At 61.7% G+C, this 24,082-nt stretch carries 23 protein-coding genes and 3 tRNA genes; 17 read left to right on the top strand and 9 right to left on the bottom strand.

Annotated features, from left to right (window positions below; genetic code table 11):
* Positions 1-243: 243 nt before the first annotated feature.
* The 5 genes from AACG97_RS21540 to AACG97_RS21520 form a co-directional block, all read right to left on the bottom strand.
* Entirely contained in the window at positions 244-1,536 is a 1,293-nt protein-coding gene (locus tag AACG97_RS21540; RefSeq protein ID WP_009684693.1) for a virulence factor family protein, read from the bottom strand.
* Positions 1,536-4,178, bottom strand: a complete 2,643-nt coding sequence (gene mprF / locus AACG97_RS21535; protein ID WP_054881230.1) for a bifunctional lysylphosphatidylglycerol flippase/synthetase MprF — start codon at positions 4,176-4,178, stop codon at positions 1,536-1,538. The genes AACG97_RS21540 and mprF overlap by 1 nt, the downstream gene beginning before the upstream one ends.
* A gap of 253 nt (positions 4,179-4,431) precedes the next feature.
* A tRNA-Met gene (locus AACG97_RS21530) sits at positions 4,432-4,508 on the bottom strand.
* 121 nt (positions 4,509-4,629) lie between these two features.
* Positions 4,630-4,706: transfer RNA gene (locus AACG97_RS21525), tRNA-Met, on the bottom strand.
* A gap of 135 nt (positions 4,707-4,841) precedes the next feature.
* Positions 4,842-4,918 (bottom strand) — tRNA-Met (locus AACG97_RS21520).
* Positions 4,919-5,139: 221 nt separating this feature from the next.
* On the opposite strand from AACG97_RS21520, the gene dinB reads away from it, so the two are divergent.
* Positions 5,140-6,198: a DNA polymerase IV gene (gene dinB, locus AACG97_RS21515; RefSeq protein WP_161892868.1), complete on the top strand. Its 1,059-nt coding sequence runs from the start codon at positions 5,140-5,142 to the stop codon at positions 6,196-6,198.
* A gap of 135 nt (positions 6,199-6,333) precedes the next feature.
* On the opposite strand, the gene AACG97_RS21510 is transcribed toward dinB, so the two are convergent.
* From AACG97_RS21510 to AACG97_RS21500, 3 genes are all read right to left on the bottom strand, one after another.
* Complete coding sequence (locus tag AACG97_RS21510) at positions 6,334-7,287, bottom strand: hypothetical protein (RefSeq protein ID WP_009684039.1); 954 nt, start codon at positions 7,285-7,287, stop codon at positions 6,334-6,336.
* 20 nt (positions 7,288-7,307) lie between these two features.
* Positions 7,308-9,023, bottom strand: a complete 1,716-nt coding sequence (locus tag AACG97_RS21505; protein WP_009684040.1) for a proline--tRNA ligase — start codon at positions 9,021-9,023, stop codon at positions 7,308-7,310.
* A gap of 159 nt (positions 9,024-9,182) precedes the next feature.
* Entirely contained in the window at positions 9,183-10,466 is a 1,284-nt protein-coding gene (locus AACG97_RS21500; protein WP_009684041.1) for an OprD family porin, read from the bottom strand.
* A 690-nt stretch (positions 10,467-11,156) separates the two neighbouring features.
* Here AACG97_RS21500 and AACG97_RS21495 point away from each other — a divergent pair.
* The gene (locus tag AACG97_RS21495) at positions 11,157-11,576 is read left to right on the top strand and encodes an HIT family protein (RefSeq protein WP_009684042.1); all 420 of its coding nucleotides are present in this window, start codon (positions 11,157-11,159) and stop codon (positions 11,574-11,576) included.
* Between the two features lies 1 nt (position 11,577).
* Positions 11,578-11,784, top strand: a complete 207-nt coding sequence (locus tag AACG97_RS21490) for a SlyX family protein (RefSeq protein ID WP_009684043.1) — start codon at positions 11,578-11,580, stop codon at positions 11,782-11,784.
* 88 nt (positions 11,785-11,872) lie between these two features.
* Here AACG97_RS21490 and AACG97_RS21485 read toward each other — a convergent pair whose 3' ends face one another.
* Complete coding sequence (locus AACG97_RS21485; RefSeq protein ID WP_009684044.1) at positions 11,873-12,466, bottom strand: cold-shock protein; 594 nt, start codon at positions 12,464-12,466, stop codon at positions 11,873-11,875.
* 281 nt (positions 12,467-12,747) lie between these two features.
* On the opposite strand from AACG97_RS21485, the gene AACG97_RS21480 reads away from it, so the two are divergent.
* The 14 genes from AACG97_RS21480 (at position 12,748) to pal (ending at position 24,079) form a co-directional block, all read left to right on the top strand.
* Positions 12,748-13,221, top strand: coding sequence for a Dps family protein (locus AACG97_RS21480; protein WP_009684045.1), 474 nt, complete (start codon positions 12,748-12,750; stop codon positions 13,219-13,221).
* Positions 13,222-13,518: 297 nt separating this feature from the next.
* A complete protein-coding gene (locus tag AACG97_RS21475; RefSeq protein ID WP_009684046.1) occupies positions 13,519-13,848 on the top strand; it encodes a ribbon-helix-helix domain-containing protein in 330 nt (109 codons plus the stop codon).
* Between the two features lie 92 nt (positions 13,849-13,940).
* A complete protein-coding gene (locus AACG97_RS21470; protein ID WP_009684047.1) occupies positions 13,941-14,162 on the top strand; it encodes an FmdB family zinc ribbon protein in 222 nt (73 codons plus the stop codon).
* A gap of 93 nt (positions 14,163-14,255) precedes the next feature.
* Positions 14,256-16,031 carry an aspartate--tRNA ligase gene (gene aspS, locus AACG97_RS21465; protein ID WP_029888030.1) on the top strand — a complete coding sequence of 592 codons (1,776 nt, stop codon included), beginning with the start codon at positions 14,256-14,258 and terminating at the stop codon, positions 16,029-16,031.
* A gap of 113 nt (positions 16,032-16,144) precedes the next feature.
* Positions 16,145-16,891: a YebC/PmpR family DNA-binding transcriptional regulator gene (locus AACG97_RS21460; RefSeq protein WP_009684049.1), complete on the top strand. Its 747-nt coding sequence runs from the start codon at positions 16,145-16,147 to the stop codon at positions 16,889-16,891.
* A gap of 188 nt (positions 16,892-17,079) precedes the next feature.
* The gene (gene ruvC / locus AACG97_RS21455) at positions 17,080-17,604 is read left to right on the top strand and encodes a crossover junction endodeoxyribonuclease RuvC (protein ID WP_009684050.1); all 525 of its coding nucleotides are present in this window, start codon (positions 17,080-17,082) and stop codon (positions 17,602-17,604) included.
* Positions 17,605-17,713: 109 nt separating this feature from the next.
* Positions 17,714-18,331 (top strand): Holliday junction branch migration protein RuvA, encoded by a 618-nt coding sequence (gene ruvA, locus AACG97_RS21450; protein WP_009684051.1) that lies wholly within the window; start codon positions 17,714-17,716, stop codon positions 18,329-18,331.
* On the top strand, positions 18,328-19,374 hold the full coding sequence (ruvB, locus tag AACG97_RS21445; RefSeq protein WP_009684052.1) for a Holliday junction branch migration DNA helicase RuvB: 1,047 nt from the start codon (positions 18,328-18,330) through the stop codon (positions 19,372-19,374). The genes ruvA and ruvB overlap by 4 nt, the downstream gene beginning before the upstream one ends.
* 125 nt (positions 19,375-19,499) lie before the next feature.
* Positions 19,500-19,952, top strand: a complete 453-nt coding sequence (gene ybgC / locus AACG97_RS21440) for a tol-pal system-associated acyl-CoA thioesterase (RefSeq protein ID WP_009684053.1) — start codon at positions 19,500-19,502, stop codon at positions 19,950-19,952.
* Positions 19,953-19,954: 2 nt separating this feature from the next.
* The gene (gene tolQ / locus AACG97_RS21435; RefSeq protein WP_009684054.1) at positions 19,955-20,650 is read left to right on the top strand and encodes a protein TolQ; all 696 of its coding nucleotides are present in this window, start codon (positions 19,955-19,957) and stop codon (positions 20,648-20,650) included.
* 14 nt (positions 20,651-20,664) lie between these two features.
* A complete protein-coding gene (gene tolR, locus AACG97_RS21430; protein ID WP_003254760.1) occupies positions 20,665-21,117 on the top strand; it encodes a protein TolR in 453 nt (150 codons plus the stop codon).
* Positions 21,117-22,226 (top strand): cell envelope integrity protein TolA, encoded by a 1,110-nt coding sequence (tolA, locus tag AACG97_RS21425; RefSeq protein ID WP_047149754.1) that lies wholly within the window; start codon positions 21,117-21,119, stop codon positions 22,224-22,226. Before tolR ends, tolA begins: the two co-directional genes overlap by 1 nt.
* Positions 22,223-23,524, top strand: a complete 1,302-nt coding sequence (tolB, locus tag AACG97_RS21420) for a Tol-Pal system beta propeller repeat protein TolB (protein WP_009684057.1) — start codon at positions 22,223-22,225, stop codon at positions 23,522-23,524. The genes tolA and tolB overlap by 4 nt, the downstream gene beginning before the upstream one ends.
* Before the next feature lie 54 nt (positions 23,525-23,578).
* Positions 23,579-24,079, top strand: a complete 501-nt coding sequence (gene pal, locus AACG97_RS21415; protein ID WP_029887416.1) for a peptidoglycan-associated lipoprotein Pal — start codon at positions 23,579-23,581, stop codon at positions 24,077-24,079.
* Positions 24,080-24,082: the final 3 nt, after the last annotated feature.

Here is a 24,082-nt window from a genome sequence, read left to right as displayed (position 1 = left end):
CGGCCGCCTTGTTTGTACGGCGCGATATTGAGGCATGCACCAAGGCGTTCGCGCGCGAATCCCACAAAAATAATTGGCCCGAAACAAACGTAGGAGCGAGCGCAGCTCGCGATTGCGCCGCGCGGGCGGCGCTCGCTCTAACAGGCGCTGCCATACCTTGTGGCAAACACCTGTCAGCCCTAAGGCGATCCCTGTGGGAGCCTGGCTTGCCAGCGATGGGCCGCAAAGCGGCGCCGATTTTTGTCAGTTCTGCTCAGCCACGCTTGCCTTGCCTTGGCGCGTCTCGATCTCACCAATCAAGCGCTTGGCCAGCGCCGGGTAGTTCTCGTCGAAGTGGTGGCCGCCGGGCAGTTTCATGCGCTCGCCAACAGCCGTGCCATCGGTGCAGCCGCTTTCGTCAGCTTCCTCGACGCCATACACACACACCACCTTGGAGGCAGGCAGCTTGGCCATTTCCGGCCCGGTTGGCGCTTCCTGGCCTTCCTTGCCTAGCCAGCCCTCGACTTCGATTTCGAAACTGCCACTGCGGGCAAAGGCCAGCAGCACCACGGCGTCGATACGCTGCTGGTCTTCGGCCGGCAGGCGGTTGTAGATCGCCGGCAGTACGTCGGCACCGAATGAATAGCCGGCAAGCACGAAGCGCTTGGTGCCCCATTTCTGGCGATAGTGCTGCATCAGTTCGGACAGGTCGGCAGCGCTTTGCTCGGGGGTTTTGTGCTGCCAGTAATAGCGCAGTGTGTCGATGCCCACCACCGGGTAGCCCAGCTTGGCCATTTCGCCGGCGACGTCGCGGTCCAGGTCGCGCCAGCCGCCGTCGCCGGAAAGGAACAGGGTGACGGTATCGGTGGTTTGCCCGGCCGGCACCTCGACGACCGGGACTGGCAGCGCGTTGCCATCGCGGCCGAGCAAGGCCTGGGTCAGTTGCGCCTTGAGCACCTGCGGCAGGTGGATGTCGTAATCGCTGATGCTGGTTTCGGCATTGGCCTGGTCACGCACGAAGGCGGCGCTGGCGTCGTCCGGGTTGTCGTTCCAGGCCACGCTCCAGTGGCCATGCACCGCCGATTTGGGCAACGGCGCCTGGCAGCCGGGCTGCTCAAGGGCAAAGCCTACGGAAATGGCGCGGGCCTTGTCATCGCTCTGCCCGGCCAGCCAGCGCCAGGCCTGGGCGGCACCAGGTCCGATACCGGCGACCACGTCGGGTTTTGCCGGCAATTGCTTCAGGGCCTGGTCCAGCGCCTGTTGCTGCTTGCTGCAATCGTTCGGTGGCAGGATCACCTGCACCAGCTGCGCTTCGCCAGCCTGGGCCAGGTCCAGCAGTTGCTTGTCGCTCAGCGCCTGGTCCTGAGGCACGCCGATGGCCACGCTGACTTTGGGGTGCACGCCTGGCGTCACCCGGGTAATGGGGGTGTCATTGATGCTCATTTGTTCCAGGTGCGCCTCTGGGGCAGGGCGCGTCCACAGCCAGAACGCCAGCCCGCCACCCAGGGCAGCCAGCAACAGGGGAACCAGCAGGTACAGCCAATAGCGTCGGGTCATCAACGTTTCACCAATCCAGTCAGGCCGCCAGCAATGAGGGCGGCAGTGTCGGCCAGTGCCACCAGCGGGTCGAGCCCGGCTGGCACGGCCATGTAGCGGGGTTCCCAGTCCGGTTGGAACTTGTCCTTGAAGCGCCGGAGCCCCTGGAAGTTGTAAAGCTGCTCACCACGGCGGAACACCAGTGAGCCCAGGCGCTGGGTCAATGGCGCGCCACGCCGTGGCTGCAGGCCGGAGAGCGGCACCATACCCAGGCTGAAGCGCCCGTAGTCACGGCTTTTATAGTGCAAGATCAAGCCGATCATCATGTACTCCATGGTCAGCTTGGGGGCCTCGGGGTGGGCGCGCATCAGGTCCAGGCTGGCCAGTTCGTGGCTGTGGGTTTCCAGCAGGTTGGCAAAGGCCACCGGGCGGCCCTGGAAGCGAATCAGGGCAATCCGGAAGTGCTGCAAGTAGTCCGGGCTGAAGCGCCCCAGCGAGAAGCCTTTCTCGCGTACGTTCTTGCCGCCGAGCCAGGCATCGGAGATTTCCTTCAGTTCTGCCAGTGGGGCTTGGCCAGGCTCGTGGATTTCCAGGCTCAGGCCATCGCGTCCGCCGCGGTTCCAGGTATAACGCAGGTCCTTCATTTCCTTGCCCTTGGCTTCGAGGTCGAAGCGGCGCAAGTCGACCCGGGCCTCTTCACCCAGTTTCAGCGCGGTCAGGCCAATGTCCATGTAAAACGGCAGATTTTCCGCGCGTACCTGGTAGAACACCGGCCGCGCATGGTGCAGGTCGCACAGGTCGCGGAACTGCCAGATCATCTCGGCCCGTTCCTGGGCCGGGCCGATCGGGTCGTACAGTGCCACCAGGCTACGGCCGCGCCGGGCGTACATGAGGAATGCATTGTCCCGTGGGTGGAACAGCAAGGCCTTGTCGCCGGTGAGTGCCAGGCCGCCGTCAGGCTGGTCGGAAGCCAGCAGAATGCGGTTGGCACGCTGCAGTTCTTCTTCGTCAGGCAGGTGGATCACCGGTGGTGCGGTGCGCAGCAGCCAGGTCAGTGCCAGGGCCGCCAACAGCAAGGCGCTGCCCATGGCGGCGCGCAGGCCGCGGGGGGCGTCGGCGTCGAGGGTAAACTGCCACCACAGCTGATGGCTGTAGGGCACATCCTGGTAGGCGAACAGCAGCAGCCACACCGAGGCCCCGACAACACAGGCACTTGCGACCAGAAATACCGGCGAGAACGGCAGCTCCATCAACCGGCTGGGGCGGTAGAACGAGCGCCGGAACACGGCGAGCAAGGTGGCAGTAAAGGTCAGCAGGCTGGCCTCTTCCCAGTCGAAGCCTTTGAGCAACGACAGCAGGGCACCGACCAGCAACAATACGATTGTCAGCATCCAGGCGGCCGACAGGCGCCGACGCAGGCCTTGGGCCAGCAGCAGGCACAGCACGCCGATCAGGCTGGCGCCGAAGTGCGATGCATCGATCAGCCGGTGTGGCACCAGAAAGCCCATGTGCTCCAGGCGCGTGTCGATTTCCGGGGTGGCGCCGGAGAACAGCAACACCACACCGGACAGGAACACCAGGATCGACAGGATAGGCGCAGCCAGGCCCGAGGCGGCCTTCATGGCCTGCTGGGCGAACAGCAGGCGCCGGGCTTCGTTCGCCAACAGCAACACGCAGGCCAGCAGCAGCGGCACCACTACGTAGATCAACCGGTACAGCAGCAATGCGGCAGCCAGCGGCGCCGCACCCAGCTGGTTGGCAAAGGCCGCCAGCAGAATCGCCTCGAACACCCCGACCCCGCCCGGTACATGGCTGAGCACACCTGCCGCCAAGGCCAGCAGATACACCAGCACGAACGCGCCGAACGGGGGCGCTTCGGGCAGCAGCAGGTACAGCACGGTAGCGGCAGCTGCCACATCCAGTGCAGTGATCAGCAGTTGCAGGGCAGTCAGGCGGGCATCCGGCAGGCGCAAGGTGCGGCGCCCCAGTTGCACCAGCAGGTTATTGGCCAGTGGCTGTTCGGCAAGGCGCCGACGGTACAAGCCGATGACCAGCAGGGCAGAGGCGACCAGCACCGCACTGGCGATGCCTGCCAGCAGGCCCTGGGCCAGGCCAAGTGCGCTGGATGCAGCCCGCAGATCGCTCAAGGTCGCCAGGGCGGCCAGGGGCGGAAGCGCGCAGCCCAGCGACAGGCTGGCAAAAACGGTCATGCGTGCGACCTCGCCAGCGCCCAGCCCATGGCGGGCGTACAAGCGGTAGCGCACCGAGCCGCCCGAGAGCATCGACAGGCCGATGGCGTTGCCGATGGCGAACGCACTGAAACCACCCAGCACCAGGGTAGGTGCCGGCAGCTTCACCCCGGCATAGCGGCTGGCCGACCACTCATAGCCCAGCAGGATCACGAAGCCGACCACCGTCGCGACAAAAGCGCCCAGCAACGACTGCGCCGGCACACTGAGCATGGCGTCGTGCAAGGCGTAGATGTCCAGCTCGCTGAGCAAGTGGCGGCAAGCGATCAGGGCCATGGTGAACAGCAGCAGGGTCACCGCAAGGCCGATGGGCTGGCGGTAGCGGCTCAGGCGTTCGAGCAACGGCAGGCGCTGTACCGCACCTGGCAGCACCGTGGCGAGCGGTACCTGGGGTTCGGGGTTGTGCGTAGTCATGAATTGCCCCGGGCTAGCAGCGCGAGGTGGAGGAGAGGTGCGGCCAAGTGAAAGTCCCTTTGGAAAACGTATCCGGATATTACTCCGGACAACATGACTTGCAGTCGTCCGGCAGCGTTAAAGATAGTTCATCCTGAGGATGAGCCCTCAACACCGCAGGTTGGGTCGGTAGACCCGGTCATACGAGTGGCAGGAGACAAACGCAACAAACCCCGCGCTGCTGTTACACAGGCGGGGTTTGTTCTGACGAATATGGTTGCGGGAGCCGGATTTGAACCGACGACCTTCGGGTTATGAGCCCGACGAGCTACCAGGCTGCTCCATCCCGCGTCAGAGGTGCGCATTCTACAGTTTGCCGGTCTGGTGTCAAGTGTTTTCACGCTCCGGCTCCAGACCTTTTTCAAGCGCAAAGAAAAAGGCCACTGTGTTAACAGTGGCCTTATCTTGAATCTGGTTGCGGGAGCCGGATTTGAACCGACGACCTTCGGGTTATGAGCCCGACGAGCTACCAGGCTGCTCCATCCCGCGTCAGTGGGGCGAATTCTACAGTTTGCAGCGTGTGTGTCAAGCGCTACTTTTTGATTTACCGAGACTTTTTGAAAAATCGCTTTTTCATGGGCAAAGAAAAAGGCCACTGCGTGAACAGTGGCCTTTTCTCGAAACTGGTTGCGGGAGCCGGATTTGAACCGACGACCTTCGGGTTATGAGCCCGACGAGCTACCAGGCTGCTCCATCCCGCGCCTGTGAGATCGAATTTTACGGATTTGCGCGCTGGTGTCAAGCAATTGTTTTGAAAAAACCTTTTTTGTTCAAACCCTTAGCGCATCACACCTGCATGCGGCTCAGGCGCGGCGGGCCTTTCAGGCCGATTATCGCGTGGGCATGCGGGTCAGCTGTTGAACGGGCGGCCCCATGCGATACTATCTGTATGAATTTACAGTGCTGACGGTCATCCATGTCTTTGCGCAAGATCATCCACGTTGACTGCGATTGCTTCTATGCCGCGATCGAGATGCGTGACGACCCGCGCCTGGCCGGGCGGCCCATGGCAGTGGGCGGCTCGGCAGAGCGCCGTGGCGTGATCGCCACCTGTAATTATGAAGCGCGTGCCTACGGTGTGCGCTCGGCCATGGCATCGCGCCACGCGCTGAAACTGTGCCCGGACTTGTTGATCGTCAAGCCGCGTTTCGAGGCCTATCGCGAAGCCTCGCGGGAAATTCATGCCATCTTTCGTGACTACACCGAGCTGATCGAGCCCTTGTCGTTGGACGAGGCCTACCTGGATGTCAGCGACAGCCAATGGTATTCGGGCAGCGCTACCCGTATTGCCGAGGATATTCGCCGGCGAGTCGCGCGTACCCTGCATATCACCGTGTCGGCGGGGGTGGCGCCAAACAAGTTCCTGGCCAAGATCGCCAGCGACTGGCGCAAGCCCAACGGGCTGTTCGTGATTACCCCCGATGAGGTCGAGGCATTCGTTGCGGCCTTGCCAGTGGCCAGGCTGCACGGCGTGGGCAAAGTCACGGCAGACAAACTGACGCGCCTGGGTATCGAAACCTGCCTGCAACTGCGTGACTGGTCGCGCCTGGCGCTGGTGCGCGAGTTCGGCAGTTTCGGTGAGCGGTTGTGGGGGCTGGCGCGAGGTATTGACGAGCGTGCGGTGCACAACGATAGCCGGCGCCAGTCGGTCAGCGTGGAAAATACCTACGACACCGACCTGCCGGACTTGGCCAGTTGCCTGGCGCGTTTGCCGGAGCTGCTGGAAAGCCTGAACGAACGCATCGCCCGCATGGACAGCAGTTACCGGCCAGAGAAACCCTTCGTCAAGGTCAAGTTCCATGACTTCAGCCAAACCACGCTGGAACAGGCCGGGGCGGGCAGGGACCTGGAAAGTTACCGGCAATTGCTGGGGCAGGCGTTCGCCCGCGGTGGCAAGCCGGTGCGTTTGTTGGGGGTAGGGGTAAGGTTGCGCGATCTGCGCGGGGCGCATGAACAGCTGGAGCTGTTTGCGCCTATATAAAGAAGCGGCCTTGCGCCGCGGTGGTCGGCGCAGCAGCCCCGGCAATTCAAGCAGCAATGCCGAATGCCTGGGGCTGCTGCGCAGCCCATCGCGACGCAAGGCCGCTCCTACAGGGTAATCGCGCTAGAGGCCGGGTTATTGCGCCCCCGGGTCAGCCACCAATCGCCCGGTAGCCTTGGTCAGCGACTGCAGAAACTCCTGCTGCAGCTCCGGGTCGTTGCGGGTCAGCTCGATCAGGCTCTGTTCCATTTCGCTGGCTTCTTCTTCAAGGCCCAGCTCGGACAGGCGCTTGACCCGGTGTACCCACTGGCTGACATCGTCATCTTCGAGGTCATCGAAGATCAGCTCATGGGCCTCATGGAGCTTGTTGCGCAGGGTGGCGCTGACCAGCAGGCTGGCGTCGCCACGGACCCCGTTGTCCTCGTCGAGCACTTGCAGGTGCAGGGTGCCGACGTGGTTGAGGTTCTGCTCCGAAAACGGGCTGTCCAGCAGGTTCAGGCGCAGTACGCCGCTACGGTCGGTGGTCAGCTCGTGAGTCATTTTGCCAGCCTTGACCTCGACCAAGCGTTCGCTCCACGGCATGCTGGTGGATTCTTCACGCTGGCTTTTCTGCACTTCGCTGATCCCGGCGAGGTTCTGCTGGGCGCGGCCATTGGACGCTACGTTCATGAACGGGTTGAGGCCGTCCACTCCATAGCTGAGCCAGTCGTGGGTCATGCTTTGCGGCAGGTTGCCCAAAGCGAAGACATTGACCACGTTGGCGCCAACCCCCGCCACAACGGCCACCGCACCCAGCGGGATCTCGTAGATCTCCCGCCAGGGCTGGTAAGGCGTGTAGCGATCATAGCGGCGGGTGACTTCGAACTCGGTCACTTCGAAACGCTTTTGCTCATGCACGCGCACACGCCGTTGCGGCAGTTCCATCACCTTCGGCTCGCCGACATCGATCTGCAGGGTGTGGGCGAGCAGCTTGCGCTCCACGCGCTCCTCATGGTCGCTGCGCTGGGACATCTGGTTGGCGCAGCCGCTGACGAGCAGGGCGCCGCACAGTGCAGCGCCCCCCCGGGTAAAGGTACTTCGCTTGAACATGATTACTCGTGCATTGGTTATCAGCGGCGAACGCGGGCCTGCAGGAAGGTCAGCACTTCATTGAGCGGCAACGGCTGGGCGTCCTGCTCGGTGCGGTGCTTGTACTCCAGGTTGCCTTCGGCCAGGCCGCGATCGCTGACCACGATGCGGTGCGGGATGCCGATCAGCTCCATGTCGGCGAACTTGATGCCGGGGCTGGTCTTCTTGTCACGGTCGTCCAGCAGTACTTCAAAGCCGGCGGCGGTCAGTTCGGCGTACAGCTTGTCGGTTGCCTCGCGAACCGCTTCGGTTTCGTAGCGCAGCGGTACCAGGGCGATCTGGAACGGGGCCAGGGCGTCGTTCCAGATGATGCCTTTGTCGTCGTAGCTCTGCTCGATGGCGGCTGCCACCACGCGCGATACACCGATGCCGTAGCAACCCATCGACAGCACGACCGGCTTGCCGTTCTCGCCCAGCACCTGGCACTTCAGCGCCTCGCTGTACTTGGTGCCCAGCTGGAAGATATGCCCGACTTCGATGCCACGCTTGATGATCAGGGTGCCTTGGCCGTCCGGGCTCGGGTCGCCTTCAACCACATTGCGCAGGTCGGCTACCTGTGGCACTGGCAGGTCGCGCTCCCAGTTCACGCCGAAATAGTGCTTGTCATCGATGTTGGCACCAATACCGAAGTCGCTCATCAGCGCCACCGAGCGGTCGATGATGCATTCCAGCGGCAGGTTCAGTGGGCCCAGCGAGCCGGCGCCGGCACCGATCGCCTCGCGCAGTTCGGCTTCGGTGGCCATTACCAGCGGGTCGGCAACCTGCTCCAGCTTGGTGGCCTTGATTTCGTTCAGCTCGTGGTCGCCACGAACGATCAGGGCCACCAGCTTGCCCTCTTCGGCGCCGCGCACGATCAGGGTCTTGACGGTTTTCTCGATCGGCAGGCCGAAGTTTTCCACCAGCTGGGCAATGGTCTTGGCGTTTGGCGTATCGACCAGGCGCAGCTCTTCAGTAGGCGCAGGGCGCACGGTTTCCCGTGGGATGGCCTCGGCCTTTTCGATGTTGGCGGCGTAGTCGGAGCTGTCGCTGAAGATCACGTCGTCTTCGCCAGACTCGGCCAGTACGTGGAATTCATGCGAGTAGCTGCCGCCGATCGAGCCGGTGTCGGCCTGCACAGGGCGAAAGTCCAGGCCCAGGCGCGTGAATATGTTGCTGTAGGCCTGGTGCATGCGGTCATAGGTTTCCTGCAAGGAAGCCTGGTCGGCATGGAACGAGTAGGCGTCTTTCATGATGAACTCGCGGCCACGCATGAGGCCGAAGCGCGGGCGGATTTCATCGCGGAATTTGGTCTGGATCTGGTACATGTTGAGCGGCAGCTGTTTATAGCTGGACAGCTCGTTACGGGCCAGGTCGGTGATCACTTCTTCGTGGGTTGGGCCGACACAGAAGTCACGCTGATGGCGGTCTTTGAGGCGCAGCAGTTCCGGGCCGTATTGTTCCCAGCGGCCGGACTCCTGCCACAGCTCGGCGGGCTGGATGCTTGGCATCAGCACTTCGAGGGCACCGGCGGCGTTCATTTCCTCACGTACCACGGCCTCGACCTTGCGCATTACCCGCAGGCCCATCGGCAGCCAGGTGTACAGGCCGGAGGCCAGTTTGCGGATCATGCCGGCACGCAGCATGAGCTGATGGCTGATGACCACTGCATCGGCAGGGGTTTCTTTCTGGGTGGCGAGCAAATATTGACTGGTGCGCATGGTTAGCCGTGTCGATTGCCTAAGACGTTGAAATAGCCCCGCATTGTACGGGGGTGAAACGAAGGCGTACAGGATGCCCCAGGGCGTGACGCTTGTCAGCCAAGAAAAAGCCCGGCGAGGTCGCCGGGCTTTTCAGGTGCGGGGCACTGCAAGCCAGGCTTACAGGATGCTCAGCGGGTACTCCACGATCAGGCGCAGTTCGTCGATCGAAGGCGAACCGTAGTAAACGCCATCGGCCGAACGGTAGGTGGCTTGACGGACGCGGAAGCTCAGGTCCTTGGCCGGGCCGCTCTGCATCACGTACTTGACGTCGATGTCGCGTTCCCATTCCTTGCCGCTGTCGGTGGTGCGGGTGGTTGCACCGGTACCACGTACATAGCGGGTCATGAAGGTCAGGCCGGGTACGCCGAATTCAGCGAAGTTCAGGTCGTAGCGAGCCTGCCAGGATTTTTCGTCTTCGGCGTTGAAGTCGGAACGGGCCACGGAGTTGGCCAGGAAGACCGTGCCGCCACCGTCTACACCGTAGGCGTAGTCGCCGTCACCGGTGACCTTCTGGTAGGCCAGGGTGAAGGTGTGGGCGCCGACGTTGTACGCGGCCGACAGGCTGGCTGCGATGTTGTCCAGTTCGTTGCTGCCGTCGGACTTGCTGACGAATGCACCGGTCAGGTTGTTGCCGATGGACTTGGTGTCATAGATGTTGAAGTCGAACACCAGGCCTTGCTTGTCGCTGATCGGCAGCGCCCAGTTGATATTGCCGTACCACTTGCGGAAGTGGTCTTCGACACGCGAGTAGTAAACGCTGGTGCTGAGGTTGTCGGAGAGGGCATAGGTGCCACCAAAGACATTGGCCTCGGTCAGCCGCAGGCTGTCGTGGTAAGTCTGGGCCTGGGCGTTCAGCGCAGTGAAGTGACCAGCGTGCAGGGTCAGGCCGTCGATTTCGTTGCTGGTGATCAGGCCACCTTCGGCAACTTCTGGCAGCAAGCGGCTGTCGTCGGTTGCGAATACTGGCAGTGCGGTGAACTGGTCGCCCCACTTCAGTACGGTGTTGGAGATGCGCATTTTCACAGCGCCGCCCGCTTCCGAGTAATCATCTTGCGAGCGACCGTCCGAGCCAGTCGGGAACAGGCCGGTGCCGGCGCGGCCGCGGCCGCTGTCCAGCTTCAGGCCGAGCATGCCGATGGCGTCGACGCCGAAGCCTACGGTGCCTTGGGTGAAGCCGGATTCGAAGGTGCCCAGGAAGCCAAGGCCGGTTTCTTCCACGCGGCTCTGGCTGCCAGGCGCGTTGTTGCGGAAGTCACGGCTGAAATACAGCATGCGGGTCTTGACGTTCAGCTTGCTGTCTTCGATGAAACCTTTGGACTCATCTTGTGCGGAGGCCATTGCCAACTGCGAGGTCCCTGCCGTAACGGCCAGGGCGATCATGCTCCACTTCATCACGCGCATCGTGATTTGCTCCTTTGGTTTTTAGGAAGAGTACCGCTGCGTCCAAGTGTTTTAGTTATATGGAGCAGCTCTTTCTTGTTATGTCGGCGAAAATGTATAGCACGCTGACTGTTCTTGGCGATACGGCGATAGAGACTCTTTACGGAACTTTTCCACCATGTCGCGCTCAGGTATTTCCATGTCGCAAATCACGCCCCAATTTAGGGCCGTATAACCCCAGCGCTGCTTCTTTAGCCGCCATGAATCGGTAACTACCGACGCCAGCTGAAGAAACTCCCTGGTAACCAATGCCGCTGTTGTTATTTGTCGCGTACACCTGCCATTGCAGATGCCGTGCCGACTTGGCGTGAAAGGAATGCAACAAGCGTGCTCAAAATTCGCAACAGTTCATGAAATTTTCACAAAACCCCCTACCGAGGGTCGGAAAGTGCCGTAAACACGGGGTCGAGCGCCGTTTTGCTATTGTTGAGTTCGAGAATCATTAAAATTTAAAGCGCGCTCATAAAAGTCAATGTGTTACCGCCATTTGTTCATCCAGAGTCGTTTGTGGGGTGGCAGGTGCGGGAGGGGTGGGTAGATGGCCTCATTTTGGTGCGAAAAGTAGCGCTGTGTTACCGGGATTGTGCAGGGTATTCTTGCCACCCATGTTTTCCGCGCCATGCGGGTCGTTTTGTCTTAAGGAGATATGCCGTGTTCGTCCTCGATTCGCGTCTGCAGCAGGATTCCCTGGTGCTGGGTGAGTTTGCGCTGTGCCAGCTGCTGCTGAGCAAGGATGCCAATTACCCGTGGTTCATCCTGGTGCCCAAGCGTGCTGAGGTGAGTGAGTTGTTCGATTTGGATGTGCACGAGCAGCAGCAACTGTGGCAGGAGACCACCCTGTTGGCAGAAGCGTTGAAGGCCAGCTACGGCGCCGACAAGATGAACGTGGCAACCTTGGGCAATGTGGTAAGCCAGTTGCACATGCATGTGATCGTGCGCCGCCGTGACGACGCTGCCTGGCCCGCCCCGGTCTGGGGCAAGTGCCCGCCAGTGGCCTATACCGATGCCGAACTGCAGGCGGTACGCCAGCGTGTGCGCGACCTGGGGCTGGCCGGTTATCAGGAGGCCTGACATGTCACTGGAAATGCGCATGATCGAACTGGAAACCCGCCAGGCGTTCCAGGATGACACCCTCCAGGCATTGAATGATGTGGTGGTAGAGCAGGCGAAGGTGATCGAGCGCCTGCAGCTGCAGGTGACCGAGCTGATAAAGCGTCATGAAGAGATGGTGGGGCAATTCGGTAGCGAAGGGGACGAGGCGCCGCCGCCGCATTATTGATGCGCTGATCACTGTTCTGATCGGGTGCAGGGGCCCCCACAGGGCGGTAGTCAGGCCTGTGGGGGCATTCGTGCTGGGGCTGGCGGTATCAGCGGCGGGTCACGGCCACCACATCCTCGGCCTGCAGGCCTTTGTCGCGGTGCATCACCGAGAATTCCACGCGCTGGCCTTCGACGAGGATGCGGTGACCCTCCCCGCGAATGGCGCGAAAGTGCACGAAGATATCATCACCCGAATCACGGGAAATGAAGCCAAAGCCTTTGGACGTATTGAACCACTTCACGGTGCCGGTATCGCGGTTACCGGTATCTGGGGCGGTGTGCTGGCTGTTGCGTGGCTTGCGCGGGCTGCGCGCAAAGCCCACGGCCAGGTGCAGGGCGACGGCCAGCGTGGCGCAGACCAGTGCTGCCAGGTTGCCCATTTCCGGGCGGGCCAGCAGTGTCAGGGTCTGTAGCACCACGGCAACTACCAGCAAGGCGCAGGCCAGGTGCTGCAGTTGCTGGCGCGCGCCTCGGTAATACAGGGGCACGACTGGCGCCAGGACCAGGTTGAGCAGGCCAAGCAGTGCCAGGTAGACCGCGTCGGGTTGCAGGAGGAAGGGGGTTGCTTCGGTTTTCAGGCTGGGTATGAGCGATAGCAGCAAAGCTGCCACGCCCGTCACCAGATGGACGATCTTGAACATGGGGTTGGCTCACAGTTGATAAGGCCGATCACAGGAAGAGCGGGCAGCACGGTGCGCATGATGTGTAGAGCGCAAACACGTGGCAGGCCAGCCTATGCACCCGGCAATAACAGTCCGCACGGGTGGCACGCTGCCTATTTAACAGTAAAGCCGCAGGCTACTCAAACCGCAGGCCGCCCGGCGGGCGATGTGTTGCGCCATGTCACATGCGACAGGCGCCAAGTATTGCTACAGTGGTCGTCGCCCGCTTGAGTCTCAAGCCTTATGCAAAGGGGAACTTCATGGCAATCGATATCGGTATCAGTGAAGAAGATCGCAAATCCATCGTTGATGGGCTGTCCCGCTTGTTGTCGGATACCTACGTGCTGTATCTGAAAACCCATAACTTTCACTGGAACGTCACAGGGCCGTCGTTCCGCACCCTGCACCTGATGTTCGAAGAGCAGTACAACGAATTGGCACTGGCGGTGGATTCCATCGCCGAGCGCATCCGGGCCCTGGGTTTCCCGGCGCCGGGGTCGTACGCATTCTATGCCCGGCACTCGTCCATCAAGGAGGAGGAAGGGGTACCCGCTGCGGAAGAGATGATCCGCCAGTTGGTGCAAGGGCAGGAGGCTGTGGTGCGCACTGCGCGCAGTATTTTCCCGGTAGTCGACAAGGTCAGTGACGAGCCGACAGCCGACCTGCTGACCCAGCGCATGCAGGTGCACGAGAAGACCGCGTGGATGCTGCGGGTTTTGCTCGACGGCAAATAATTACCCAGGCTGTCACATAACCCTGTGGGAGATAACACAGCCCTACGGGCTGCGCTGTCGCGCAGAGAACTCGATTCATAAGCACGATGCGGACCCTGTGGGAGCGGGCGTGCCCGCGAAGAATCCAGCGCGGTGGCTGGCACCGGCTACGCCGGTGTTCGCGGGCTCGCCCGCTCCCACAGGGGCCGCGTCGTGCATGACAATCAGTGTTTGTGCAGGAACACTTTGCCGCTGCTTTAACCGCGCCCATCAGCGCTTCATAGGCCACCTGGTACCTGTGACGAGGAAGTGTGGCGCATGATGCAAGCGAGCAAGCGTGTAAATGGCCAGGGGCGTTGGCCGGGGAAACCGTGCATCGATCCGTTCAAGGCGGATTTCGACATGTTGCAGATCCAGCCGGTGTCGCGCTCCGTGCGCCTCAACGGCTTTTCCACGTGCCTGCGCCTGGAGGCCGTCTACTGGCAGATCCTCGAGCGCATTGCCGCCGCCAACCGTTGCTCGGTCAGCGCGGTGCTGTCCTACGTTGACCGCGAGATCCACCTGCGCCAGGGTGGCGTGCGCAACTTCAGCGGCCTGATCCGGGTCATCTGCGTGGCGTGGCTGCAGAACCCGCCAAGTGCGCGCTGATCGCCTGGCGGGCTGCGCAGTGCTTGCTAACCATATATAATCCCGCTTTTTGCTGCCCCCGCAGCCAGCGTTTTGGTTGACGAGAGACACCCATGCCCTTGTATGACTATCAATGTGGATCCTGCGAGCACCGTATGGAAGTGCTGCAGAAGATCAGCGCCGCGCCGCTGACCGATTGCCCGGCCTGCCAGGCGCCAGCGCTGAAGAAGCTGCTGTCGGTCCCAGGCTTCCGCCTGAGCGGTAATGGTTGGTACGAAACCGACTTCAAGACCGGGGCGAAAAAGAATCTGGCAGGCGGCGACAAGGCCGACTGAGTTGAATGCTGTGACCGGGTCTTGCAGTATTAGCCCTCCGGGCGGCCAAGGCCTCCACCGAATACACGAATCACGAGAAGCGAAACCACCATCATGATGCGCAGCCATTATTGCGGCCAACTGAACGAGAGCCTGGACGGCCAGGAAGTCACCCTTTGCGGCTGGGTCCATCGGCGCCGCGACCACGGCGGGGTGATCTTCCTCGACATCCGTGACCGCGAAGGCATGGCCCAGGTCGTGTTCGACCCGGATCGCGCCGAAACTTTCGCCGCTGCCGACCGCGTGCGCAGCGAATACGTCGTGCAACTGACCGGTAAGGTTCGCAAGCGCCCTGAGGGTGCAGTGAATGCCAACATGGCGTCCGGTGCCATCGAAATCCTCGGCTACCAGCTGACCGTGCTCAACGAAGCAGAAACGCCACCGTTCCCGCTGAACGAGTACTCCGACGTCGGCGAAGAAACCCGCCTGCGCTACCGCTTCATCGACCTGCGTCGCCCGGAAATGGCCGACAAGCTGCGCCTGCGCTCGCGCATCACCAGCAGCATCCGTCGCTTCCTTGACGAAAATGGCTTCCTCGACGTCGAAACCCCAATCCTCACCCGTGCAACCCCGGAAGGCGCGCGCGACTACCTGGTGCCTAGCCGTACCCACGCCGGTAGCTTCTTCGCCCTGCCGCAGTCGCCACAGCTGTTCAAGCAGTTGCTGATGGTGGCCGGCTTCGACCGTTACTACCAGATCGCCAAGTGCTTCCGTGACGAAGACCTGCGTGCCGACCGCCAGCCGGAATTCACCCAGATCGACATCGAGACCAGCTTCCTCGATGAAAACGAGATCATGGGCCTGACCGAAAGCATGATCCGCAAGCTGTTCAAGGAAGTGCTCGACCTGGAATTCGGCGAATTCCCGCACATGACCTTCGAAGAAGCCATGCGCCGCTACGGTTCCGACAAGCCAGACCTGCGTAACCCGCTGGAACTGGTTGACGTTGCCGACCAGCTCAAGGATGTCGACTTCAAGGTGTTCGCCGGCCCGGCCAACGATCCGAAGTGCCGTGTAACCGCCCTGCGCCTGCCAGGCGGCGCCAGCATGCCGCGCAGCAAGATCGACGAGTACACCAAGTTCGTCGGCATCTACGGTGCCAAGGGCCTGGCCTACATCAAGGTCAACGAGCGCGCCAAGGGTGTCGAAGGCCTGCAGTCGCCGATCGTCAAGAACATCCCCGAGGCCAACCTCAACACCATCCTCGATCGCGTTGGCGCCGTAGACGGCGACATCGTGTTCTTCGGTGCCGACAAGTTCAAGGTGGTCAGCGAAGCGCTGGGCGCGCTGCGTATCCGCCTGGGCCACGACTTCGAGCTGCTGACATGCGAGTGGGCACCGATGTGGGTCGTCGACTTCCCGATGTTCGAAGAGAACGAAGACGGCAGCTTCACCGCGCTGCACCACCCGTTCACCGCGCCGAAGTGCACCCCGCAAGAGCTCGAGGCCAACCCGGCTACCGCGCTGTCGCGTGCCTACGACATGGTGCTGAACGGTACCGAGCTGGGTGGCGGTTCGATCCGTATCCATCGCAAAGAGATGCAGCAGGCCGTGTTCCGCCTGCTGGGTATCGAAGCCGAAGAACAGGAAGAGAAATTCGGCTTCCTGCTCGACGCCCTGAAGTTCGGTGCACCGCCTCACGGTGGCCTGGCCTTCGGCCTGGACCGCTTGGTCATGCTGATGACTGGCGCCCAGTCGATTCGTGAAGTGATTGCCTTCCCGAAAACCCAGAGCGCCGCGTGTGTCATGACCCAGGCCCCTGGCCTGGTCGACGCCAAGGCCCTGCGCGAGCTGCACATCCGACTGCGTGAACAGACCAAGGTCGAATAAGCAGTCCCGGGCGCATCCACATGGATGCGCCTTTGCGTTTCGGCGCAGGCATTTTCCCGTCCCGCCCCGTCATGGGGCGGGGCTGTTTGTGATTCAAGGAAAACGGAGTCGTTATGGCTGGTCATTCCAAGTGGGCGAACATCAAGCACCGCAAAGAGCGCCAGGATGCCAAGAGAGGCAAGGTCTTCACCAAGTGGATCCGCGAACTGACGGTTGCTGCCAAGCAGGGCGGCCCTGATCCGGCATCCAACCCGCGCCTGCGCCTGGCGCTGGACAAGGCCCTGGGCGCCAACATGAGCCGCGACATCATCGACCGCGCCGTGGCCCGTGGTGCGGGCACCAACGAAAGCGACAACGTCGAAGAGCTCAGCTACGAAGGTTACGGCCCGGGTGGCGTGGCGATCATGGTCGAAGCCATGACCGACAACCGCAACCGTACCGCCGCCGCCGTGCGCCATGCCTTTACCAAGTGTGGCGGCAACCTCGGTACCGATGGCTCGGTGGCCTACCTGTTCGAGCGCAAGGGGCAGCTCAGCTTTGCGCCGGGCGTGGACGAAGACGCGTTGATGGAAGCGGCGATGGAGGCCGATGCCGACGACGTGGTAGCCAACGAGGACGGTTCGTTCGAGGTATTCACCTCGTTCAACAGTTTCTATGCCGTGCGTACCGCCCTCGAAGAGGCCGGCTTCAAGGCCGCTGACGCGGAAATCGTGATGCAGCCGACCACCAGTGCCGAACTTGACCACGAGGGTGCCGAGAAGGTGCTCAAGCTGATCGACATGCTCGAAGACCTGGATGACGTGCAGAACGTCTACTCCAACGCCCAGATTTCCGACGAGATCATGGAAAACCTCGGCTAAGGTCTGCAGACTCGCCGAGTCAAGGCTGCTATTGGGGCTGCTGTGCAGCCCATCGCCGGCAAGCCAGCTCCCACAGGTACCGCGCTTTTCTTGAAGCTTGTGCTGTACCTGTGGGAGCTGGCTTGCCGGCGATGGGCCGCGCAGCGGCCCCTATGGTCTTGCAACGTTAGTTTTTTACGACAGGCACTATGACTCTGATTCTAGGTATCGACCCCGGCTCGCGAATCACCGGCTACGGCGTCGTCCGCCAGACCGCCCGTGGTTGCGATTACGTGGCGTCGGGTTGTATCCGCACCGGCAGCGGCGAGCTGCACGAGCGGCTGCAGATCGTTTTTCGTGGTGTCAGTGAAATCATCACCCAGCACGGCCCGGTAACCATGGGCATCGAGCGGGTGTTCATGGCCCGCAACGCCGACTCGGCGCTGAAGCTCGGCCAGGCGCGCGGCGCTGCTATCGTTGCCGCTGCCGAAGCCGGCCTGGAAATCGCTGAATACAGCGCCACTCAGGTCAAGCAAGCCGTGGCCGGCACCGGTGGGGCCAATAAGGAACAGGTGATGATGATGGTCATGCACCTGCTGAAACTGACGCAAAAGCCGCAGATCGATGCCTCCGATGCGCTGGCCATTGCCCTGTGCCATGCCCATACCCGTTCCAGCCTGGTGCCCCATGGCCTGGCCACCGCACGCCGACGTGGCGGGCGCTTGCGTCTTTGAGCGCTTCATGCGCAGATACAAAATTTGTCCGGGTGAAGCATTCACCCGCCGCATTTGCTGATAGGGTTGAGCGGTCGTTGACCGGCTCCCCGAGAGGAAGGATCGGAACGTGATTGGACGTTTGCGCGGCACCCTGGCGGAAAAACAGCCGCCGCACCTGATTATCGACGTCAATGGCGTGGGCTACGAGCTCGAAGTGCCCATGACCACGCTGTACCGTCTGCCCAAAGTGGGCGAAACCGTCACTGTGCATACCCATCTGGTGGTGCGCGAAGACGCCCACCTGCTCTATGGTTTTGCCGAAAAGCGCGAGCGCGAGCTGTTCCGCGAGTTGATCCGCCTGAACGGCGTAGGGCCCAAGCTGGCCCTGGCGTTGATGTCCGGGCTGGAGGTCGACGAGCTGGTACGTTGCGTGCAGGCCCAGGATACTTCGGCCCTGGTACGCGTGCCGGGGGTCGGCAAGAAAACCGCCGAACGCCTGCTGGTCGAACTCAAGGACCGCTTCAAGGCCTGGGAAACCTCGCCGGCCATGTTTACCCTGGTGTCGGATGGGCCGTTGCCGGCCGCCAGCGCATCAAGCGCCGAGGCCGATGCAATCAGTGCCCTGGTCTCGCTGGGCTACAAGCCGCAGGAAGCCAGCAAGGCGATTGCCGCGATCAAGGACAAGGCCGGCTTGAGCAGTGAAGAACTGATCCGCCGCAGCCTGAAAGGGATGATTGCCAAGTGATCGAAGCCGACCGCCTGATCGCCGCCAGTGGCCGCGACCGTGAAGAAGTCCAGGACCGTGCGATCCGGCCGCTGATCCTGAGCGAGTACATCGGTCAGCCGGTGGTGCGCGAGCAGATGTCGTTGTTCATCCAGGCTGCTCGCGGGCGCAGCGAGTCGCTCGACCACACGCTGATCTTCGGCCCCCCAGGCTTGGGCAAGACCACCCTGGCCAACATCATCGCCCATGAAATGGGCGTTTCGGTGAAGAGCACCTCTGGGCCGATTCTGGAGCGCCCGGGCGATCTGGCGGCCATGCTGACCAACCTCGAACCGCACGACGTGCTGTTCATCGACGAGATCCACCGGTTGTCGCCGGTTGTCGAAGAGGTGCTGTACCCGGCCATGGAAGACTTCCAGCTCGACATCATGATCGGCGAAGGGCCAGCGGCCCGTTCGATCAAGCTCGACCTGCCGCCGTTCACCCTCGTCGGTGCAACTACCCGTGCCGGGATGCTCACCAACCCGCTACGTGACCGCTTCGGCATCGTCCAGCGCCTGGAGTTCTATAGCGACAAGGACCTGGCCACCATCGTCAGCCGCTCGGCCAATATTCTTGGCCTGGCCATCGAGGACCTGGGTGCCTACGAAATTGCCCGCCGTGCCCGTGGCACGCCACGAATCGCCAACCGCCTGCTGCGCCGCGTGCGTGACTACGCCGAGGTGCGCGGCAAGGGCCAGATCACCAAGGCCGTGGCTGACATGGCGTTGAACCTGCTGGACGTCGACGAGCGCGGTTTTGATCATTCCGACCGTCGCCTGTTGCTGACCATGATCGAGAAGTTCGATGGTGGCCCGGTGGGCGTCGACAACCTGGCGGCGGCCATCAGCGAAGAGCGCCATACCATCGAAGACGTACTCGAGCCCTACCTGATTCAGCAGGGTTACATCATGCGCACGCCGCGTGGCCGCGTCGTCACACGGCATGCCTACCTGCACTTCGGCCTGAATATTCCAGGGCGCCTGGGGGAGGGCGCAAATTATTCGGAGCCGGGCGATGAATGACAGATCGAAACCGACTTTTCGTGGTCCTACCGCAGGCACGCCGAATGGTTGCTGGCAATAAGACATTAATGACGAAAAAACAGTTGCCACAGCGGATTGGCAAGCCGAGGAGTAAGCACTAGAGTATGCGCGCGCAAAATGGCCTGGAACCGTTCGTACACCGTTGTCGCGTCTATTACGAGGATACCGATGCCGGTGGCGTGGTGTATTACGTCAACTACCTGAAATTCATGGAGCGCGCGCGCACCGAACGCCTGCGGCACCTGGGGTTCTCCCAGTCGCAACTGGCCGAAGACAATCTGCTGTTCGTGGTCCATTCCAGCGAAGCGCGCTACCACGCGCCGGCGCGGCTGGACGACCAACTGCGGGTCACCGCGCAAGTACTTGAACTCAATCGCGCCAGCCTGCGTTTCGTCCAGCAGGTTTGGCGCGAAAACGATGAAACGCTGCTCTGCGAGGGGCAGTTCCTGGTGGCCGCAGTGCGTGCTGACACTTTCAAACCCCGAGCCATACCCCCCCAGCTGCGCGACGCTTTTGCGGCGGACGGCTCGGGTAATCAATCGAACGCAGGAGAATAAGCGTGGAAGCTAACGTCGTCGACCATACCTCCATGTGGAGTCTGGTCAGCAATGCCAGCGTGGTGGTTCAGCTGGTAATGCTGACCCTGGTGGCCGCCTCGGTCACCTCATGGATCATGATCTTCCAGCGCAGCGCCATGCTGCGCGCCGGTCGTCGTGCGCTGGATGCCTTCGAAGAGCGCTTCTGGTCGGGCATCGACCTGTCCAAGCTGTACCGTCAGGCAGGCAGCAACCCAGACCCGGATTCCGGCGTGGAGCAAGTATTCCGTGCCGGCTTCAAAGAGTTCTCGCGCCTGCGCCAGCAGCCGGGTGTAGACCCGGATGCTGTCATGGAAGGCGTGGGCCGTGCCATGCGCGTGGCCATCTCGCGCGAAGAAGAAAAGCTCGAGCAGAGCCTGCCGTTCCTGGCCACCGTCGGTTCCACCAGCCCGTACATCGGCCTGTTCGGTACCGTATGGGGCATCATGAACTCCTTCCGCGGCCTGGCCAGCGCCCAGCAAGCGACCCTGGCCACCGTTGCCCCGGGTATCGCCGAAGCCCTGGTGGCTACGGCCATCGGCCTGTTCGCGGCAATTCCGGCGGTCATTGCCTACAACCGTTTTGCCGCGCGCAGCGAAGTGCTGATCGGCCGTTACTACACCTTCGCCGACGAGTTCCAGGCGATCCTGCACCGTAAAGTGCACACCAGCGAAGAGTAATCAGGTAGAAGCCCATGGCCCGAGTTCGCCACAAACGCAAGCCCGTCGCCGAGATGAACGTGGTGCCCTACATCGATGTGATGCTGGTGCTGCTGGTCATCTTCATGGTGACGGCGCCCATGCTCAACCAGGGCGTGAAGGTAGACCTGCCCAAGGTTTCCAGCGAAGCCTTGCCGCAGGACAACAACGTCCAGATCCTCACCATCTCCATCAAGGCCGACAAGACCTATTACTGGAACCTCGGCAGCGAAGTCGATACCGACAAGCAGATGGACAAGGCCATGACCCTGCCGGCCATGACCGATGCCGTGACCAAGATCATTGCCGCCGGCCGTGACCAGGGCAAGCAGACCCAGGTATTCATTCGGGGTGACAAGGCGGTCGACTATGGCGCGGTCATGGGTGCCATGGGCGGGTTGCAGAAGGCCGGTGTCGGTAACGTTGGCCTGATTACCGAGGCGCCCTGATGCAACAGCGAGAGCCATCCGCCTCGGAAAGCTACTTCTGGCCCAGTGTCTGGGCCATCGGTCTGCATGTGCTGGTGTTCGGCTTGCTGTTCGTCAGTTTTGCCATGACGCCTGAGCTGCCGCCTTCCAAGCCAATCGTCCAGGCTACCCTGTACCAGCTCAAGTCCAAGAGCCAGGCGACCACCCAGACCAACCAGAAGATTGCCGGGGAAGCGAAGAAAACCGCGTCGCGTCAGACTGAAGTCGAGCAGCTGGAGCAGAAGAAGGTCGAGCAGGAGGCCATCAAGGCTGCGGAACAAAAGAAAGCCGACGCCGCTCAAAAGGCCGAAGAGGCTCGCGAAGCCGCCGAAGCGAAAAAAGCCGAGGACGCGGCCAAGGCCGCCGAAGCCGCCAAGGCCAAGCAAGCCGCCGAAGCCAAGAAGGCCGAGGAGGCGAAGAAAGCCGCCGAGAAGCAACAGGCTGACATCGCCAAGAAGAAGGCCGAGGACGAAGCGAAGAAAAAAGCCGAAGAAGAGGCCAAGAAAGCGGCCGCTGAAGAGGCGAAGAAACAAGCCGCCGAGGACGCCAAGAAAAAGGCAGCCGAAGAGGCCAAGAAGAAAGCAGCCGAGGACGCCAAGAAGAAAGCGGCGGCCGAGGACGCGAAGAAAAAGGCAGCTGAAGAGGCCAAGAAGAAGGCCGCTGCAGACGCCCAGAAGAAAAAGGCACAGGAAGCGGCTCGCAAGGCGGCAGAAGACAAGAAAGCCCAGGCCCTGGCCGAGCTGTTGTCCGATACCACCGAGCGGCAGCAGGCCCTGGCTGACGAGCAAGGTGACCAGGTGGCCGGCGATTTCGACGACCTGATCCGCATGCGCGCGGCCGAGGGTTGGGCGCGTCCGCCTTCCGCGCGCAAGGGCATGACGGTGACCCTGCAGGTAAGCATGTTGCCGGACGGTACCGTTACCAGTGTCAGCGTGGTCCGTTCCAGTGGTGACGGCCCGTTCGACAGTTCGGCGGTGGCTGCGGTCAAGAACATTGGTCGTTTGACCGAGATGCAGGGTATGAAGCCGAGCGATTTCAACCGTTATCGTTCGTTCAAGATGACATTTACACCTGAGGATCTAGCGTTGTGATTAAACGTCTGAGAGGACTGCTGGTCTTGCTCTGCTGCGTGGCAGGCTTGGCGGTGGCAGAGGAAAAGAACATCCTGGTCACCAGCGGCAGCGACCGGGCCACGCCCATCGCGGTAGTACCGTTCGGTATGCAGGGCGGTAGCGTGTTGCCTGAAGACATTGCCGACATCATCGGCAACGACCTGCGCAACTCTGGCTACTATTCACCGATTCCGCGGCAGAACATGATCAGCCAGCCGTCGCAGGCCAGCGAAGTGATTTTCCGTGACTGGAAAGCCCTGGGCGCCCAGTATGTGATGGTCGGTAGCATCGTGCCGTCGGGTGGTCGCCTGCAGGTGCAGTACGCGCTGTTCAACGTCGCCACCGAGCAGCAAGTGCTGACCGGTAGCGTGGCGGGCAGCACCGACCAGTTGCGCGACATGGCGCACTACATTGCAGACCAGTCGTTCGAGAAGCTCACCGGCATCAAGGGTGCGTTCTCGACCCGCATGCTGTACGTGACTGCCGAGCGCTTCTCCACCAACAATACCCGCTACACCCTGCAGCGCTCGGACTACGACGGTGCACGTGCGGTCACCCTGCTGCAATCGCGCGAGCCTATCCTGTCGCCGCGGTTCGCACCGGATGGCAAGCGTATTGCCTACGTATCGTTCGAACAGAAGCGCCCGCGCATCTTCGTGCAGAACATCGATACCGGCCGCCGCGAACAGGTGACCAACTTCGAGGGCCTGAACGGCGCGCCAGCCTGGTCGCCTGACGGTTCGCGCCTGGCCTTCGTGCTGTCCAAGGACGGCAACCCGGACATCTACGTGATGAACATGGCCTCTCGCCAGATCAGCCGCGTAACCGCCGGCCCTGGTATCAACACCGAGCCGTTCTGGGGTAAAGACGGCAACACCATTTACTTCACCTCCGACCGGGGCGGCAAACCGCAGATCTATAAACAGTCGGTCAGTGGGGGTGGTGCCGAGCGCGTAACCTTCGTGGGTAACTACAACGCCAACCCGAAACTTTCGGCAGACGAGAAAACCCTGGTGATGATTCATCGCCAACAGGGCTTTACCAACTTCAAAGTGGCGGCACAGGACTTGCAGCGCGGAAGTGTAAAGATTCTCTCGGAAACAAGTCTTGATGAGTCTCCCACTGTTGCGCCAAACGGCACCATGCTAATCTACGCCACCCGCCAGCAGGGCCGGGGAGTCTTGATGCTCGTGTCGCTTAATGGCCGCGTGAGGCTCCCACTTCCTACCGCTCAAGGCGAAGTCAGAGAACCGTCCTGGTCCCCTTACCTGAACTGATTGCGGCGTAATACGTTTTGCTTAACACACTGGGGTTTCATTAGGAGTTTCACGATGGAAATGCTGAAGTTTGGTAAATTTGCTGCGCTGGCTCTGGCCATGGCCGTAGCTGTAGGTTGCTCCTCGAAGGGCGGTGACAACGCAGGCGAAGGCGCTGCTGTAGATCCTAACGCTGGCTACGGTGCCAACACTGGCGCTGTCGACGGCTCCCTGAGCGAAGAAGCCGCCCTGCGCGCAATCACCACCTTCTACTTCGAATACGACAGCTCGGACCTGAAGCCAGAAGCCATGCGCGCTCTGGACGTTCACGCCAAGGACCTGAAAGCCAACGGCAACCGCGTTGTTCTGGAAGGTAACACCGACGAGCGCGGCACCCGCGAGTACAACATGGCTCTGGGTGAGCGTCGTGCGAAAGCCGTTCAGCGCTACCTGGTTCTGCAGGGTGTTTCCCCTGCTCAGCTGGAAGTGGTTTCCTACGGCGAAGAGCGTCCAGTTGCTACCGGCAACGACGAGCAGTCCTGGGCTCAGAACCGTCGCGTAGAACTGCGTAAGTAAGTT

The sequence above is a fragment of the Pseudomonas sp. Nvir genome (genome assembly GCF_963778085.1).
GTDB classification, from domain to species: domain Bacteria; phylum Pseudomonadota; class Gammaproteobacteria; order Pseudomonadales; family Pseudomonadaceae; genus Aquipseudomonas; species Aquipseudomonas juntendi.
Note: the sequence above shows the minus strand (reverse complement) of the source record. Positions and strands in the feature narration are given on the sequence as shown.